The organism is Gaiella sp. (genome assembly GCF_035558935.1).
In the GTDB taxonomy this organism is placed as follows: domain Bacteria; phylum Actinomycetota; class Thermoleophilia; order Gaiellales; family Gaiellaceae; genus Gaiella.
This window is the reverse complement of the sequence record NZ_DATMBZ010000113.1, coordinates 1-14408: the sequence shown is the minus strand read 5'-3', so window position 1 is coordinate 14408 and position 14408 is coordinate 1. Positions and strand designations below refer to the sequence as shown.

Genomic DNA, 14408 nt, shown 5'->3' with positions numbered 1-14408 from the left:
GTGGACGTCCTGGACACGATGGTGCGGGCGGTGCGACGTGACGGCGTCGTCCTCGACCTGCAGGTGATCCGGCCCGATCCCCTGGTCGAGGCCAGGGGCCGGGTCGTGTGCCCCATCGACGGCGAGCCCCTGTTCCGGACCGCCGACGCGGCGACCGCGGCGATCGACGCGCTCGTGCGCACGGGACGCCTCGTCGAGGACGCCGTCGACGACCACGAGGTTCGCAAGCACTACGTCGACGGCCCCGAGTTGGTTGCGGACATCGCGGGAAGCCGGCGGAGCCTCCCGGCCGAGGCGGTGCCCCGGCTGTCGGCGCTCGCGGGGCCCTGCGCGGTGGTGGAGCGCTGCCGCCTGCGGAGGCTCGTGGTGGTCTGACGGCCGGGCGCGAGACCGGATGCGGGCCGGTTGCGCGCCGGGCGGGTCGCGAGCGACGATCGTTCGATGAACGGCCGATCACCCCGTCGGGGACGGGTGAGCCTTTCCGGCTGGCTGTCGGACTCCGAGCTGCGCCTCGGTCTCGGGTGCATGCGCCTCTCGACCGACGACGGCGCCGACGACGGGCGTGCGGTCGCGACCATCGCCGCGGCGGCGGCCTCGGGGATCACGGTGTTCGACACCGCCCGCGCGTACGGCCCAAACGAGCGCGTGCTCGCCGGAGCGCTTCACGGCTGCGGGGCGGCCGCGACCGCCCGCATCGTGACGAAGGGCGGCATGGCACGACCCGGCGGCGGGTGGGTGCCCGACGGCCGCGCGAAGGCGATCCGCGCCGACTGCGAGGCGAGCCTGGAGGCGCTCGAGGGCATTCCGATCGACCTGTACCTCCTCCACGCTCCGGACCCTCGCATCCCGTGGCGGACGTCGATACGCGCGCTCGACCGCCTCGTCGAGGAGGGCCTCGTGCGACGTGTCGGCATCTCGAACGTCAACCGGTCGCAGCTGGACGAGGCGCTGACGTTGGCGCCGATCGCGGCCGTGCAGGTCGCCGTCAGCGTCTTCGACGACCGCGCGCTCCGCGGCGGCATCGTCGACAGGTGTGCGGAGGCGGGCGTCTCTGTGATCGCGCACTCGCCGCTCGGCGGGCCACGTCGGGCGCGGTCGCTCGGCCGTCGCCCCGGGCTGGTCGACATCGCCGAAGACCACGGCGCGACGCCCGCGGAGGTGGCCCTCGCGTGGGTGCTCGGCCTCGGCCCGCATCTCGTGGCGCTTCCGGGCGCGCGCCGGCCGGAGACCGCACGCTCGGCCGCCCGGGCCGCGGCCGTCGTGCTCGGTGCCGACGAGCGCGAGCGTCTTGCGCCGTCGCGACGGCGCCGCCTGCCCCCTGCCCGTGCGGGGGCCGAGGTCGTGCTCGTGATGGGCATCCCGGGCGCCGGGAAGAGCCGCGTCGCGCTGGAGTACGCGACACGCGGCCACCTGCGCCTCAACCGGGACGAGCGCGGCGGGACGCTTCGCGTGCTGGCGGACGAGCTCGACGAGGCGCTCGCAGCGGGCGAGCGACGGGTCGTCCTCGACAACACCTACGCGACCCGCGCGTCACGGAGTGAGGTGATCGAGGCGGCCGCGCGCCACGGCGCTCGTGTGCGATGCATCTGGCTCGACACGCCGCTGGCACAGGCGCAGGTCAACATGGTGGCTCGGCTGCTCGATCGTCTCGGCTCGCTTCCGACGCCCGAGGAGCTGAAGGCGGCGGCACGGGAGGAGCCCGGTCTGATGCCGCCGACGTCGCAGATGCGCGTGCTCCGCGAGCTCGAGCCGCCCGCGGACGACGAGGGGTTCGCGTCGATCGAACGTGTTCCGTTCTCCCGCGAGCCGCACACCGGACGGGCCGGCGTCTTCGTCGCGGCGTCGACGCTGCGCACCGAGGGGTGGCGCGACGCCATCCGGTCCGCCGACCCGCGCGCCAAGCATCTCGTCTTCGACTGGCTGCCAGATGGATCGCCGGCTGATCTCCGCGACGCCGTCGAGCTGCTCTCGAGTGAGATTCGCGGCGTCGTGGAACGAGCCGTCTGCCCGCACGGCGGCGGCCCACCCGTCTGCTGGTGCCGCCCGCCGCTGCCCGGTCTGCCGCTCGCGTTCTCGCGCGCCGTCGGCGTCGACCCCGCCCGCTCGACGCTCGTGGGAACATCGACGGCCCACCGCACCTTGGCGACGACGCTCGGCGCCCGCTTTCTCGGCGCGTAGTGGGCCGGTCGCTCGCGGCCGCCGGGCGCTCAGGCGTCGGCGCGAACGGCGAAGAGCCCATCGAGACCCGTGATCGCAAAGGCGCGCCTGATGTGTCCGGCAGGCGGCACGAAGACGAGCCGACACCCCGCGGCAGTCAGCGTCCGATGGGCATCCACCAAGAGATTGAGCCCGTGAGAGTCCACGAACTCGAGCCCCGACAGGTCGATGACGACGTTCGACGGGCGTGCTTCGCAGACGGACTCGATGATCGAGCGGGCACGGCGGGCCGTATGCATGTCGAGATCCGCCGTGATGGAGATCCGCGTCGCGTCGTCCGTCCGGACGACTGCCACGCCGTCCGATCCGGTTGTGACTCGGCGGGTCTCCTTCGCGGTCGCCTCGTTGAGGTCGGACATCTCGTCGCTCCTAGTCGCTATGATCTGCGAACATTTAGACCCGACACATATACCACGAAAACAAATATACGAAAAGTATGTCACATGTTTCGAACGGAGACGGCAGACCGTGGCGGTTCGTCACGAACCACACCCAGGTGCTCCTCTGCATCGCCCGAGACCCCGACGTGCGAACACGAGACATCGCGGGGATGGTCGGGATCACCGAGCGAGCTGCGCAGCGAATCGTCGCGGATCTCGCCGAAGCCGGGTTCGTGACGATCGAACGGGTGGGTCGGCGCAACCGATACGAGGTCAACCGAGAAGCGGCGATGCGTCATCAGGCCCAGCACGGCCACGAGATCGGCGAGCTTCTCGACCTGCTCGAGCTCGATCTCCCTCCCGACGCCTCGGACTGAGGTCCGCCACCGTCCCTGAAGAAGCCGACGCCCGGACTCGAACCGGGGACCCCTTCATTACGAGTGAAGTGCTCTACCAGCTGAGCTACGTCGGCGGGCCGTCGATTCTAGCCGCTCGCGGGCGGCGGTCCCGGCTGCGCGACGCGAGGTCGTTTGGCCTGACCGCAGGCGACACGGGCTCTCGACGGCAGCGTGGTCGACCGCTGAACCGACACCGTTGGACGACTGTTCGTCCTCGTCCGGCTGGTCGAACACGATCCCCACGCCCGCCGCGACGACCGAGAGCGCGCCAGCACTCGGCAGTTCCGTTCACACGGAGGTGCGGCGGTGTGGCTCCGGCAGGCACCAACCGCCGGAGCCACACCGCTCGCCCGGTGTGGGCCTAGGGCAGGTTTCCCTGCCGGTTGCCGCAGAGGCCCGCGTTGTTCAGGCCGGTCTGGTAGCCGTTCGCGCCGCCCGCGAGGTTGTGGTCCTTCCCGAAGAAGCCGAAGGCGCCATGGCCGGCGCACGGGGTATTGGCATTCGCGACGGCGAAGCCGGGCTGGGTGCCGTACTCGCTGCCGTCGCCGGAATTGCCTGCGACGCCGATCGCGGGGATGGCGAGCGCACAGGTGCACGCCGCTGCCAGGACGAGTCTCTTCACGGGGTCTCCTTTCCGCAGGGCACGACTACCGTGCCTCCCCTCCCTCCTCGGCGGCCAGCCGCCGGACGTCATCCCTCGAACCGGTGAGGTTTGACTCCAGTCAGACGAAGGAGCGGCGCAGGCGCACGAACAGCGCCTCGAGGAAGAGCGACGCGTTGAGGTTGAGCTCCTCCGCCTCGCGCCACGCCTGGCGGACGACGCCGGCCGCGTCCTCGGCACGGGCGCCCGCCTCGCCGGTCGCGTCCTCGCGCAGCTCCCCGAGGAGATCCGCATTGACCGCGGCGCTTTCCGCCCCGTTCGCGACGACGACGAGGTCGCGATACCAGGAGCCGAGGTCGTCGAGCGCGGCGAGCAGCTCCGCGCGCTCGGCGCCGAACTCTGCGCGCCGGACACGCTGCTCGGCCTCGCGCGGCGGCAGGTCGAGCCCGTCGACCAGTTCCTGCTCGTGCTTGCGCGCGACGGCTCCGTGAGCTCTCGCCCCTTCGAGGACGACGCTCGCTGCAGCGGCGGGGTCGAAGCGCTCGTCGCGATAGGCGCCGCGCGCGGCGGCGAGCAGCGCGGCGCGGCGGGCGCGGGCCGCATCCTCGAGCAGCCGTGCCGCCCTGTCCAGGCGCCCGCCCGAGACGCGGCCGAGCACGCCGGCCTCGTCGGGTGGAAGATCGGGCGCCCGCTCGGCGATCCAGGACTGCACCGCTTCGCGCGACAGTCGGCGGAAGGGCACGAGCTGGCAACGGGAGCGGATCGTCTCGGGCAGGTGTCCGAGCTCGTCGGCGACGAGGAGGAAGGTCACGTAGGCGGGCGGCTCCTCGAGGTCCTTCAGCAGCGCGGCGGCCGCGTCCTCGTTCATCCGGTGCGCGTCGAAGACGAGGTAGACGCGGCGATCGGCCTCGAACGGACGCATGTGGAGGTCATGGTGGAGCGCGCGGATGTCGTCGATCCGGATCATCTCGCCGAGCGGCTGGAGGACGCGGAGGTCGGGGTGGATCCCCGCGTCGACGCGACGGGCGTCGCCGAGCAGAGCGCCGGCGAACGCCCGTGCCGCCGCACGCTTCCCGACTCCCGCGGGGCCGTGGAGAAGGTAGGCGTGTGCCGGGCCGTCGGCGAGCGCGGCCTCGAGCAGCCGCTTCGCCTCGGGCTGCTCGGGGACGTCAGCGAAGACGGTCACGGATCTCCTCGGCGACCTCCGCGACGGAACGACGGCCGTCGACGACGACGTAGCGCTCGGGATACCGCTCCGCGAGAGTCCGATACGCGCCCGCGACACGGCGCCAGAGCGCGATCCCGTCCCGCTCGATCCGGTCGCCGCTGGAACCGACTCGTTCGGCCGCCGTCTCGGGGTCGATCTCGACGAGGACCGTCCGGTCGGGGAGGAGACCGCCGACGACGGCGAGGTTCAGCGCGAGCACTTCCTCGAGCCCGAGCCCGCGTCCGACGCCCTGGTAGGCGACCGACGAGTCGATGTAGCGGTCGCAGACCACGGTCGCGCCGCGCTCGAGCGCGGGTCGGATCACCCCGTCGACGTGCTGCGCTCGCGAGGCGGCATACAGCGCCGCCTCGGCCCACGGCGCCACGTGGCCGCCGTGGAGGACGAGATCACGGATCGCCTCGCCGAGCGGCGTCCCACCGGGCTCGCGGGTCGAGACGACCTCGACGCCATCGCCCCGAAGCGCATCCGCCAGCAGGACGGCCTGCGTGGTCTTCCCGCAGCCGTCGAGACCCTCGAAGGTGACGAACATCGGCAGGACGTTAACCCGAGTAGGCTGCCGCGATGCGCGCACTCGTCACCGGCGGCGCCGGGTTCATCGGCTCGCACCTCGTCGACGCGCTCGTGGCCCGCGGGAACGACGTGCTGGTGCTCGACGACCTCAGCACGGGCCGCCGCGAGTACGTGAACGCGGCGGCGCAGTTCCGTCCACACGACATCCGTGAGCCCTTCGAGATCGATGCGGACGTCGTCTTCCACCTTGCCGCGCAGGCGGACGTCGGCACCTCGATGGAGCGGCCGGGCTTCGACGCCGAGGTGAACGTCGTCGGCACCGTCAACACGCTCGAGGCGGCCCGCGCGGCGGGAGCGCAGCTCGTCCTCGCGTCGACCGGAGGCGCCATCTACGGCTCGGTGGACGGGCCCGCGCGCGAGGACTCCCCACTCCTCCCGGTCTCGGCGTATGGGCTGGCGAAGCGCTCGGCGGAGGTCTACCTCGACGGCTGGAACCGGATCTTCGGTACACGCCACCTCGCGCTGCGGTTCGCGAATGTCTACGGCCCGCGCCAGTCGGCTGCGCTGGAGGGCGGAGTGGTCGCCATTTTCCTCGAGCGGCTCGCCGCGGGTGAGCCGACCACGATCTTCGGCGACGGCTCGATCACGCGCGACTTCGTCCACGTCGACGACGTCGTCCGGGCCTTGCTTCTCGCGGCGGAGCACGACGGCGGCGTGTTCAACGTCGGGACCGGTATCGAGACGACGATCGCGGCGCTCCATGCGCTGTGCGAGCGCGCCGTCGGCGTCGAGGCGCCGCCCTCGTTCGGCCCGTCCCGCGCGGGCGACGCACAGCGCAGCGTGCTCGACACGAGGCGGGCGACGAGCGAGCTCGGCTACACCGCCGCCGTCCCGCTCGCCGAGGGCATCGCCGCGACGTACGCGGCCGAGCAGAAGGAGTAGCGGCCCCGCGCGCGAACCTCGTTCGCGTCGTGGACCATCCGATCCGCCTCGAATCCGTCGAGCTCGCCGTCCGGCCCTGGCGCACGGCCACGCTCGTCGTGGCCGCCGTCGCGGCGGTCGAGCTCGTCCTGCTCGTGATGATCGGCGGCGCGCTGCTCGCGAAGCCCCACGCCGCCGGGCACAAGCGCTCGACGGCCTCGAAGCCGGCAGCGACGAAGACCGCAGCGAAGCCGGCCACGGCCCGTCCTGCGAAGCAGAGGATCGCACCCGCCGAGCTTCCTCGTCGCAAGGTGAAGGTCGTCGTCCTCAACGGGAACGGCCGGCAAGGTGCCGCCGCAGCCGCCGCGTCGCGCGTCACCCGGAAGGGCTACAAGATCGGCCTCGTCGCGAACGCGCCGAGCCAGGCCTACGTCACGTCGCTCGTCATGTACCGCCGGGGCTTCGAGGGGGAAGCCCAGCGGCTCGCCCGCGATCTCGGCGTGAAGGTGGTCGGCCCGCTGGACGGCGTCCGGCCGAGCCAGCTTCACGGCGCGCAGGCCGTCCTGATTCTCGGGGGCTGAGCGAGAGGATCAGCGCTCGCAGGCGCCGGTGTTGACGGCGTCCTTCGCGACGTCGAACGGCCCGCCAGGCGTCCAGCGGCTCGATGCGGGATCCAGCGTGTACGAGTGGTTGAACGCCGCATAGGCGGCGCAGAGGTCGTGCGTCGCGATCGCGTGGTAGAGGCCGAGCTCGTACCAGGTGTCGGGGTTCTCCGGCTGGAGGCGGGTCGCCTCCTCGTACCAGGCGACGGCCGCTGCCCGGTCCCCCGCCGCGTCCGCCGCCTGGGCGCGCGCCTGCAGCGGCCCGAGCGACAGCGGGTCGAGCATCCGGGCACGGTCGGCGGCGTCGACGGCGTCCTCGAGGCGGCCGTCGTCGATCGCGGCGAAGGCACGGTCGACCTGACCCTGCGCGAGACGCGGCAGCGCGACGGTGACGACCGCCGCCGCCCCGACGGCCGCGACGGCGACGAGACCCGGGAGGCGAGCCCTGAGCGCCGCGCGGGGACGACCGACGGCGAGGAGCGTGCCGAGGACGAGGAGCGCGGGGCCCGTCACGGCGAGGAAGTCGAGGTCGTAGTCGACGGCCGCGTGGACGACGTAGGCGAGGAGCAGGCACGCGAGCGCGACCGCCGCAAGCCGGTCGCCGCCGGCGAGGCGCCCGAGGCCACGACGAACCCCGACGAAGGCGCTGCCGACGGCCACGAGCCCGAGGCCCATCCCGACGAGCCCGAGATCGGCGAGCAGCTGGAGCGGGACGCTGTGCGGCTCGGTCACGGGCGTCGCGCTCTCGCGGTAGCGTCGTCGCGCGAGCGCGAAGGTGCCCGCGCCCGAGCCGCCGACGGGGCGGTCGGCGGCGACGTCGAGCGCCTCGCCCCACCACTGGAGCCTGTTGTTCGCGCAGAGGTCCGTGAGGCGCCCGGGCTCGTTGACGCATTCCCCCCGTGAGAGCTGGGAGTCGACCCAGGTCACCGGATCGCCCACTTTGGCGACGAAGCCGACGGAGCCCGCCACGAGAGCGAGCGCGCACGTGCCGAGGATCACGCCGCGCACGAGGTCGCGACGCATGTCCACGACGCGCCGGGCCGAAACCCGCCAGGCGACGAGCGCCACCGCAGCGGCGGCGACGAGCGTCAGGACGGCGAACACGCGGCCGTCGGCGACGCGATCGCTCCGGAGAGCGCCGTCCTCGACGAGGGCGGCCCGCGTGAAGGCCCAGCCGCCGACGGCAAGTGCCGGCACCGCGGCGATCACGATCCGGAGCGCGTCGGACAGCCGCTCGTCCGAGAGCAGGATCCAGAGCCCGAGCACCGCGAGGGCACCGACGACGCCTGCTCGAGATTGCGTCAGCAGCACGACGAGGACCGCGGCGAAGACGAGCAGCGACCCCGCGACGCGGGCGGTGGCACGCGGCCCGCGCGCGACCCAGAGCCCGAGCGCGACGGCGGCGTCCGCGAGGAGAGCGAGCGCGTTCCAGTACCCCACCGGCTCGCGGAGGCGCGCAATGCGGTCGCCGTCGGGAAAGAGCGAGGGAATCGCGATGCCGAGCAGCGCCCAACCGAGCGCAGCCGCGAGCACGACGGCGAGCAGGGCCGCCACGCGCCGCGCCCCTCCGCCCAGGGCGCCGGCGAGCACACCGAGAGTGAGGAACGCCGTGTAGACGAGCCAGCGCGCGAGCCAGGCCCAGGAGAGGTCACCGGCGATCGACCAGGCGATCGAGACGCCCGCCCAGGCGGTCAGCGCCGCGACGGCCGCGAAGGTCGTCGTCCCCGCGCGGTCGAGCCGCGGCAGCGGCAACGCCCCACGAAGCGCGGCCGCGACGCCCACCGCGGCGCAGACGATGCAGACGATTCCCGCCGTCGCGAGCGTGCCGTCGTGGGAGCCGCCGCCGAAGAGGACGACCCAGGCGAGCAGGATGCCGAGCGCCCCGAGAAGGACGGCCTCCGCGACGCGTCCGGGTCGCGGGACCGCGTCCATGCCGCGGCGAGGCTACCATGGGCCGCTGGCGCCGCAGGAGCCTCGCGCCTTGCCGCGAACGGCGTCTTACACATCGTTTACCCTTCCCTGATCGCCGACCCACGGAGGGTGGGAAGACTCACCCGCACCATCCGTCCATGACTCGTGCCTGACGTCTTCTTCCGTCGCATTCCCTTCCTCACAGCGCTGGCCGCGATCGCGGCGCTGACGGCGCTCTCCTTCGTGCCCGTCGCAAGCGCGAAGACCTGTGCGGAACAGGTGATCGACGACTGGTACGGGAACGGCCGCGTCGACCAGATCTTCCCCAAGCACTGCTACCTCGAGGCGATCCGCTCCCTCCCGGTCGACGTCAAGGACTACTCGAACGCCGAGGAGGACATCCGCCGGGCACTCGCGTTCGCCGGGCAGGGAGAGCCGGACCCGGGGCCGTCGGGCGGCCCGGCACCGACGGGGACGAATGGCGAAGACCCGCCCGGGACGACGCCCACCTCGCCAACGACGCCGCCGGACGAGACGTCGGGGACCGGTGAGCAGACGATCGCCGGAGGCGGCGTCGACACGTCCGGGCCCTCGTCGCTGCCGATCCCGCTCCTGGTTCTCGGCGGGCTCGCCCTGCTTCTGCTCGCGGCAGGCGGTGCGGGTTACCTCAGCCGTCGTGCGCAGGCCCGCCGGAACGGCGGTCCTCCCGGCCCGGCATAGCTCGTCTCCCGGCCCGACGACCGGGCGCGACGTTTCCCCAGCCGGAATCGGGGTACGGGCATGAGATGCCCTTCTTGCGGCCGCTCGTCTCCGCGGCCGTCGTTGCGGCCGCGCTGACGATTGCGGCGCCGGCCGGCGCCGGCCCGCTCGACGCATGCGCTCAGCGAGTGATTCGCGACTGGTACTCGGGCGGACGAATCGACGGCATGTACCCGCTCGGGTGCTACCGCGCGGCGATCCGGGCGCTTCCGGAAGACGTCCTGCAGTACTCGGACGCCGACAAGGACATCGCTCGCGCGCTCGCGTACGCGCAACGTGGACGGCGCGACCCCGGAAACGGCCCACCCGCCTCCTCCACCGGCCCTCAGGCGCCCGCGCGCGAGCCGGCCGCAGCCCCGCCGGCGACGACGCGGAGCCCTGCGACGCCCGCGCCAGGGCTTGGGCCGCCGGCGAGCCGCAATGCCCCGAAACCCGAGCCGCGCGGACCTGCTCGCGCGCACGACGGGCCCGTCCGGCTGGCGAGCGCGCCCGAGGCCGAGACTGCGGGCGCCGGTCTCCCCTACCCCGTCCTCGCGCTCGCAACGCTCGCGACGCTGCTCCTGCTGAGCGCTGCGGCCGCCGCTCTTCGCGCCCGACGGCGCTGACGGGCCGCGGGCCTCCGGACCGCTAGAATCCCGGGGTGAAAGGTCGCGCGATTTTCCTGCAAATTGCGCGATTTCCGTGTCGTCCGACCGGCGTCCTAGCATGCCCGGTCCGCTCGCAGGACGCGCTCCCCCGCGCCTCGCGCAGAGCAGCAAGGGATCGAACGGCGTAACGGAAAACTCGGCCCGGGAGGACAGCATGGCAACGGCGAAGCACGCGAGGCAGGCACCACAGACGGAGCCGAACGACACCGCGGAGATCGTCAACAGCGTCGTGGACGACACCGCGAGCGTCGCGCCGCCGCGGTACTTCACGATTCCCGGACGCGACCCGTTCGACGAGATCGAGTGGGAGACGCGCGACGCTCTGATCCCGGGCAAGAGCGGGCCCGCGTTCGAGCAGCGCGACGTCGAGTTTCCGAAGTTCTGGTCACAGACCGCGACGAACATCGTCGCGCAGAAGTACTTCCGTGGCCGCATGGCCTCGCCGGAGCGCGAGCGGAGCGTCAAGCAGATGGTCGGCCGCGTCGCCGACACCGTGGCCGACTGGGGGCGCAAGGGCGGCTACTTCGCGTCGGAGGAGGAAGCCGAGACCTTCCACGCAGAGCTGAAGGCGATCCTCGTCAACCAGTACGCCTCGTTCAACTCGCCGGTGTGGTTCAACGTCGGCTTCGAGGAGACGCCGCAGTGCTCGGCCTGCTTCATCCTCTCGATCGACGACTCGATGGAGTCGATCCTCGACTGGATCCGACGCGAGGGGATCATCTTCCGCGGCGGCTCGGGCTCGGGCCTCAACCTGTCGCGACTGCGCTCGTCGAAGGAGCAACTCTCGAAGGGGGGCTACGCCTCGGGCCCGGTCTCGTTCATGCGCGGCGCCGACGCGTCGGCGGGGACGATCAAGTCGGGCGGCAAGACGCGCCGGGCGGCGAAGATGGTCGTGCTCGACATCGACCATCCAGACGTCGACGAGTTCATCTGGTGCAAGGCGCGCGAGGAGCGCAAGGCGCGGGTGCTCGAGCAGGCGGGCTATGACATGTCGCTCGACTCGCCCGACTGGGCCTCGATCCAGTACCAGAACGCGAACAACTCGGTGCGCGTCACGGATGCCTTCATGGAGGCCGTCACCGAGGGGAAGGAATGGGCCCTCACGGCTCGCACCGACGGAACGGTCGTCGAGACCGTCGACGCGCGCGGGCTGCTGCGCGACATGGCCGCCGCCGCGTGGGAGTGCGCCGACCCGGGCGTCCAGTACGACACGACGATCAATTCCTGGCACACCTCGCCGAACACGGGCCGGATCAACGCGTCGAACCCCTGCAGCGAGTACATGCACATCGACGACTCGGCGTGCAACCTCGCGTCGCTCAACCTGATGAAGTTCCGCCGCGAGGACGGCGAGTTCGACGTCGAGATGTTCGAGCACGCCGTCGACGTCGTGTTCCTCGCGCAGGAGATCCTCGTCGGCTACTCGTCCTATCCGACGCCCGAGATCGGCCGGAACGCGAAGAAGTTCCGTCAGCTCGGCCTCGGCTACGCGAACCTCGGCGCGCTGCTGATGGCGCGCGGGCTCCCGTACGACTCGGACGAGGGCCGCGCGTACGCGGCGGCGATCACGGCGCTGATGACCGGTCGCGCCTACCGCAAGTCGGCCGAGGTCGCGCAGCGAATGGGGCCGCACGTGGGCTACGCCGAGAACCGCGCCGCGATGGTGGGCGTGATCGCGAAGCATCGCGCGGCGGTCGGCAACATCGACCACCCGGAGTCCGTGCCGGACGACCTGCTCGCCGGCGCGCGTCGCGCCTGGGACGAGGCGCTCGACGTGGGCGAGGTGCACGGCTTCCGCAACGCCCAGGCGACGGTGCTGGCGCCGACCGGGACGATCAGCTTCATGATGGACTGCGACACGACCGGCGTGGAGCCTGACTTCTCCCTCGTCAAGTCGAAGAAGCTCGTCGGCGGCGGCGAGATCACGATCGTCAACAAGACGGTGCCGATGGCTCTCGGGGAGCTCGGGTACGCGCCGCGCGAGGTCGAGGAGATCGTCGCGTACATCGACGAGAGGGGCGGCGTCGTGGGGGCGCCGCACCTCAAGACCGAGCACTACCCCGTGTTCGACTGCGCGATCGGCGAACGCGCGATCCACTACATGGGTCACGTGAAGATGATGGGCGCGGTGCAGCCGTTCATCTCGGGCGCGATCTCGAAGACGGTCAACCTGCCCGAGTCGACGACGATCGACGAGGTCGCGAAGCTCTTCGTCGAGTCCTGGCAACTCGGCGTCAAGGCGATCGCGATCTACCGCGACAACTGCAAGGTCGCGCAGCCGCTCTCGTCGTCGAAGGACGCACCGGCCGCCGTGCTGCCGGTCGGCGCGACAGGGGTCGTCCCCCATCCCCAGCGCCGACGCCTGCCGGACGACCGCACCGAGGTCGGGCGCAAGTTCAAGGTCGGAGACTACGAGGGCTACATCCACGTCGGCCTGTTCGAGGACGGGACGCCCGGCGACATCTTCGTGGACATCGCGAAGGAGGGCACGACGCTCGCCGGCCTCATGAACTCGTTCATGATCTCGGTCTCGCTCGGGCTCCAGTACGGCGTGCCGCTCGACGTCTACGTCTCGAAGTTCAGCCACATGCGCTTCGAGCCGAGCGGGATGACGAACGACGCCGACATCCGCGTGGCGAAGTCGATCGTCGACTACATCTTCCGCTGGATGGGCAAGAAGTTCCTCTCGCCCGAGCAGCAGGAGGAGGCGGGGATCCTGACGCCCGAGGTGAAGGCGCGCCTGGCGGCGGCGTACACCGAGAACCCGGGCGCAGGAGCCGCCGCTGCGGCAGTGGAGTCGGCCCCGCCGGGCCAGACGGCGCTCTTCAACCAGTGGGAGGACGCCGTCGAGTGCGCCCGCTGCGGCGGCCGGATGGTCAGGACCGGCTCGTGCTACACGTGCCGCGACTGCGGCACGAACACCGGCTGCAGCTGAGGCCGCTGCTCAGCCGATGCTCCGAGAGGGCCGCCGCGAGGCGGCTCTCTCCTTGCTCGGGTGAGGCATGCGTCGGTCAGGCGGCAGCCGCGGGGACGATCAGCGCCAGCCGAGGGCGGGCGCGACGTGCTTCACGACGCTCTCGACGACGTGGGCGTTGTACTCGACGCCGAGCTGGCTGGGCACGGTGAGGAGAAGCGTGTCCGCGGCGGCGATCGCCTCGTCCTCTGCGAGCTGGGCGACGAGGGCGTCGGGCTCCGCGGCGTAGGTGCGGCCGAAGATCGCGCGCGTCCGCTCGTCGATGTAGCCGACGTGGTCGCCCTCACCGCGCCCGGTGCCGAAGTAGCGGCGGTCCATGTCGTTCACGAGAGCGAAGATGCTGCGGCTGACGGAGACGCGCGGCTCGCGCTGGTGCCCCGCCTCCTTCCAGGCGTCGCGGAACGCCTGGATGTGCCGGGCCTGGACGACGTGGAACGGATCGCCGCTCGCGTCGTCGAAGACCAGGGTCGAGCTCATGAGGTTCATGCCGAGCCCGGCGGCCCAGGCCGCGGTCTCCGCCGACGCGGCCCCCCACCAAATCCGGTCGCGCAGGCCCGGTGAGTGCGGTTCCAGCCGCAACAGCCCGGGCGGGTTGGGGAACATCGGCTGCGGGTTCGGCTCGGCGAACCCTTCTCCGCGCAGCAGGTCGAGGAACACCTGGGTGTGGCTGCGCGCCATGTCGGCGTCGGTCTGCCCCTCGGCGGGTTGGTAGCCGAAGTAGCGCCAGCCGTCGATCACCTGCTCCGGCGAGCCGCGGCTGATCCCGAGCTGCAGCCGGCCGCCTGCGAGTAGGTCGGCGGCGCCCGCGTCCTCGACCATGTACAGCGGGTTCTCGTAGCGCATGTCGATGACCGCGGTGCCGAGCTCGATCCGGGACGTCCGCACACCGGCCGCCGCGAGCAGGGGGAACGGCGACCCGAGCTGCGCCGCGTAGTGATGCACGCGGAAGTACGCGCCGTCGGCGCCGAGCTCCTCGGCCGCAACCGCGAGCTCGACCGACTGGAGCAACGCGTCCGAGGCGGTGATCACCTGCGACGCCGGCGACGGCCCCCAGTGGCCGAACGAGAGAAAGCCGATCTTCTTCATCCGTCCATCCTCCCCGACGGCGCAGGTCGTCCGCGGCACAGGACGGGGATCAGCTGAACCCGAACAGCGGCGGCAAGACGATCACGACGGCGGCCGCCCAGGCGGCGAAGACGGGGAGGTAGGCCGTCTGCCATCGCTCGAGCCGGTGGAGCGTGCTCCGTCGTCGCAGGAACA

The 14408-nt window shown here is 71.9% G+C and carries 14 protein-coding genes and 1 tRNA gene; 8 read left to right on the top strand and 7 right to left on the bottom strand.

The window, feature by feature from the left end; genetic code table 11:
• Window positions 1-375, top strand: a complete 375-nt coding sequence (locus tag VNM44_RS10790) for a hypothetical protein (protein ID WP_325625881.1) — start codon at window positions 1-3, stop codon at window positions 373-375.
• Window positions 376-441: 66 nt separating this feature from the next.
• A complete protein-coding gene (locus tag VNM44_RS10785; protein WP_325625880.1) occupies window positions 442-2178 on the top strand; it encodes an aldo/keto reductase in 1737 nt (578 codons plus the stop codon).
• Window positions 2179-2207: 29 nt separating this feature from the next.
• On the opposite strand, the gene VNM44_RS10780 is transcribed toward VNM44_RS10785, so the two are convergent.
• Window positions 2208-2576 carry an STAS domain-containing protein gene (locus tag VNM44_RS10780; RefSeq protein ID WP_325625879.1) on the bottom strand — a complete coding sequence of 123 codons (369 nt, stop codon included), beginning with the start codon at window positions 2574-2576 and terminating at the stop codon, window positions 2208-2210.
• 77 nt (window positions 2577-2653) lie between these two features.
• On the opposite strand from VNM44_RS10780, the gene VNM44_RS10775 reads away from it, so the two are divergent.
• Window positions 2654-2974 (top strand): helix-turn-helix transcriptional regulator, encoded by a 321-nt coding sequence (locus VNM44_RS10775; protein ID WP_325625878.1) that lies wholly within the window; start codon window positions 2654-2656, stop codon window positions 2972-2974.
• Window positions 2975-2996: 22 nt separating this feature from the next.
• On the opposite strand, the gene VNM44_RS10770 is transcribed toward VNM44_RS10775, so the two are convergent.
• From VNM44_RS10770 to tmk, 4 genes are all read right to left on the bottom strand, one after another.
• Window positions 2997-3069: transfer RNA gene (locus VNM44_RS10770), tRNA-Thr, on the bottom strand.
• Window positions 3070-3356: 287 nt separating this feature from the next.
• Window positions 3357-3617: a hypothetical protein gene (locus VNM44_RS10765; RefSeq protein WP_325625877.1), complete on the bottom strand. Its 261-nt coding sequence runs from the start codon at window positions 3615-3617 to the stop codon at window positions 3357-3359.
• Between the two features lie 100 nt (window positions 3618-3717).
• Window positions 3718-4782 (bottom strand): DNA polymerase III subunit, encoded by a 1065-nt coding sequence (locus VNM44_RS10760; protein ID WP_325625876.1) that lies wholly within the window; start codon window positions 4780-4782, stop codon window positions 3718-3720.
• Window positions 4766-5353 (bottom strand): dTMP kinase, encoded by a 588-nt coding sequence (tmk, locus tag VNM44_RS10755; RefSeq protein ID WP_325625875.1) that lies wholly within the window; start codon window positions 5351-5353, stop codon window positions 4766-4768. Before tmk ends, VNM44_RS10760 begins: the two co-directional genes overlap by 17 nt.
• 32 nt (window positions 5354-5385) lie before the next feature.
• Between tmk and VNM44_RS10750 the strand changes: the two genes are divergently transcribed.
• Window positions 5386-6276: an NAD-dependent epimerase/dehydratase family protein gene (locus tag VNM44_RS10750; protein WP_325625874.1), complete on the top strand. Its 891-nt coding sequence runs from the start codon at window positions 5386-5388 to the stop codon at window positions 6274-6276.
• Between the two features lie 29 nt (window positions 6277-6305).
• Window positions 6306-6836, top strand: a complete 531-nt coding sequence (locus tag VNM44_RS10745; RefSeq protein WP_325625873.1) for a LytR C-terminal domain-containing protein — start codon at window positions 6306-6308, stop codon at window positions 6834-6836.
• A gap of 9 nt (window positions 6837-6845) precedes the next feature.
• On the opposite strand, the gene VNM44_RS10740 is transcribed toward VNM44_RS10745, so the two are convergent.
• Window positions 6846-8789 carry an O-antigen ligase family protein gene (locus VNM44_RS10740; RefSeq protein WP_325625872.1) on the bottom strand — a complete coding sequence of 648 codons (1944 nt, stop codon included), beginning with the start codon at window positions 8787-8789 and terminating at the stop codon, window positions 6846-6848.
• Window positions 8790-8933: 144 nt separating this feature from the next.
• On the opposite strand from VNM44_RS10740, the gene VNM44_RS10735 reads away from it, so the two are divergent.
• From VNM44_RS10735 to VNM44_RS10725, 3 genes are all read left to right on the top strand, one after another.
• Window positions 8934-9488 carry a hypothetical protein gene (locus VNM44_RS10735; protein WP_325625871.1) on the top strand — a complete coding sequence of 185 codons (555 nt, stop codon included), beginning with the start codon at window positions 8934-8936 and terminating at the stop codon, window positions 9486-9488.
• Between the two features lie 65 nt (window positions 9489-9553).
• Window positions 9554-10132, top strand: a complete 579-nt coding sequence (locus VNM44_RS10730; protein ID WP_325625870.1) for a hypothetical protein — start codon at window positions 9554-9556, stop codon at window positions 10130-10132.
• Window positions 10133-10328: 196 nt separating this feature from the next.
• On the top strand, window positions 10329-13109 hold the full coding sequence (locus tag VNM44_RS10725; RefSeq protein ID WP_325625869.1) for a vitamin B12-dependent ribonucleotide reductase: 2781 nt from the start codon (window positions 10329-10331) through the stop codon (window positions 13107-13109).
• Window positions 13110-13208: 99 nt separating this feature from the next.
• Here the strand turns inward: VNM44_RS10725 and VNM44_RS10720 are convergent, their stop codons facing one another.
• Window positions 13209-14234: an LLM class flavin-dependent oxidoreductase gene (locus VNM44_RS10720; RefSeq protein WP_325625868.1), complete on the bottom strand. Its 1026-nt coding sequence runs from the start codon at window positions 14232-14234 to the stop codon at window positions 13209-13211.
• Between the last annotated feature and the right edge of the window lie 174 nt (window positions 14235-14408).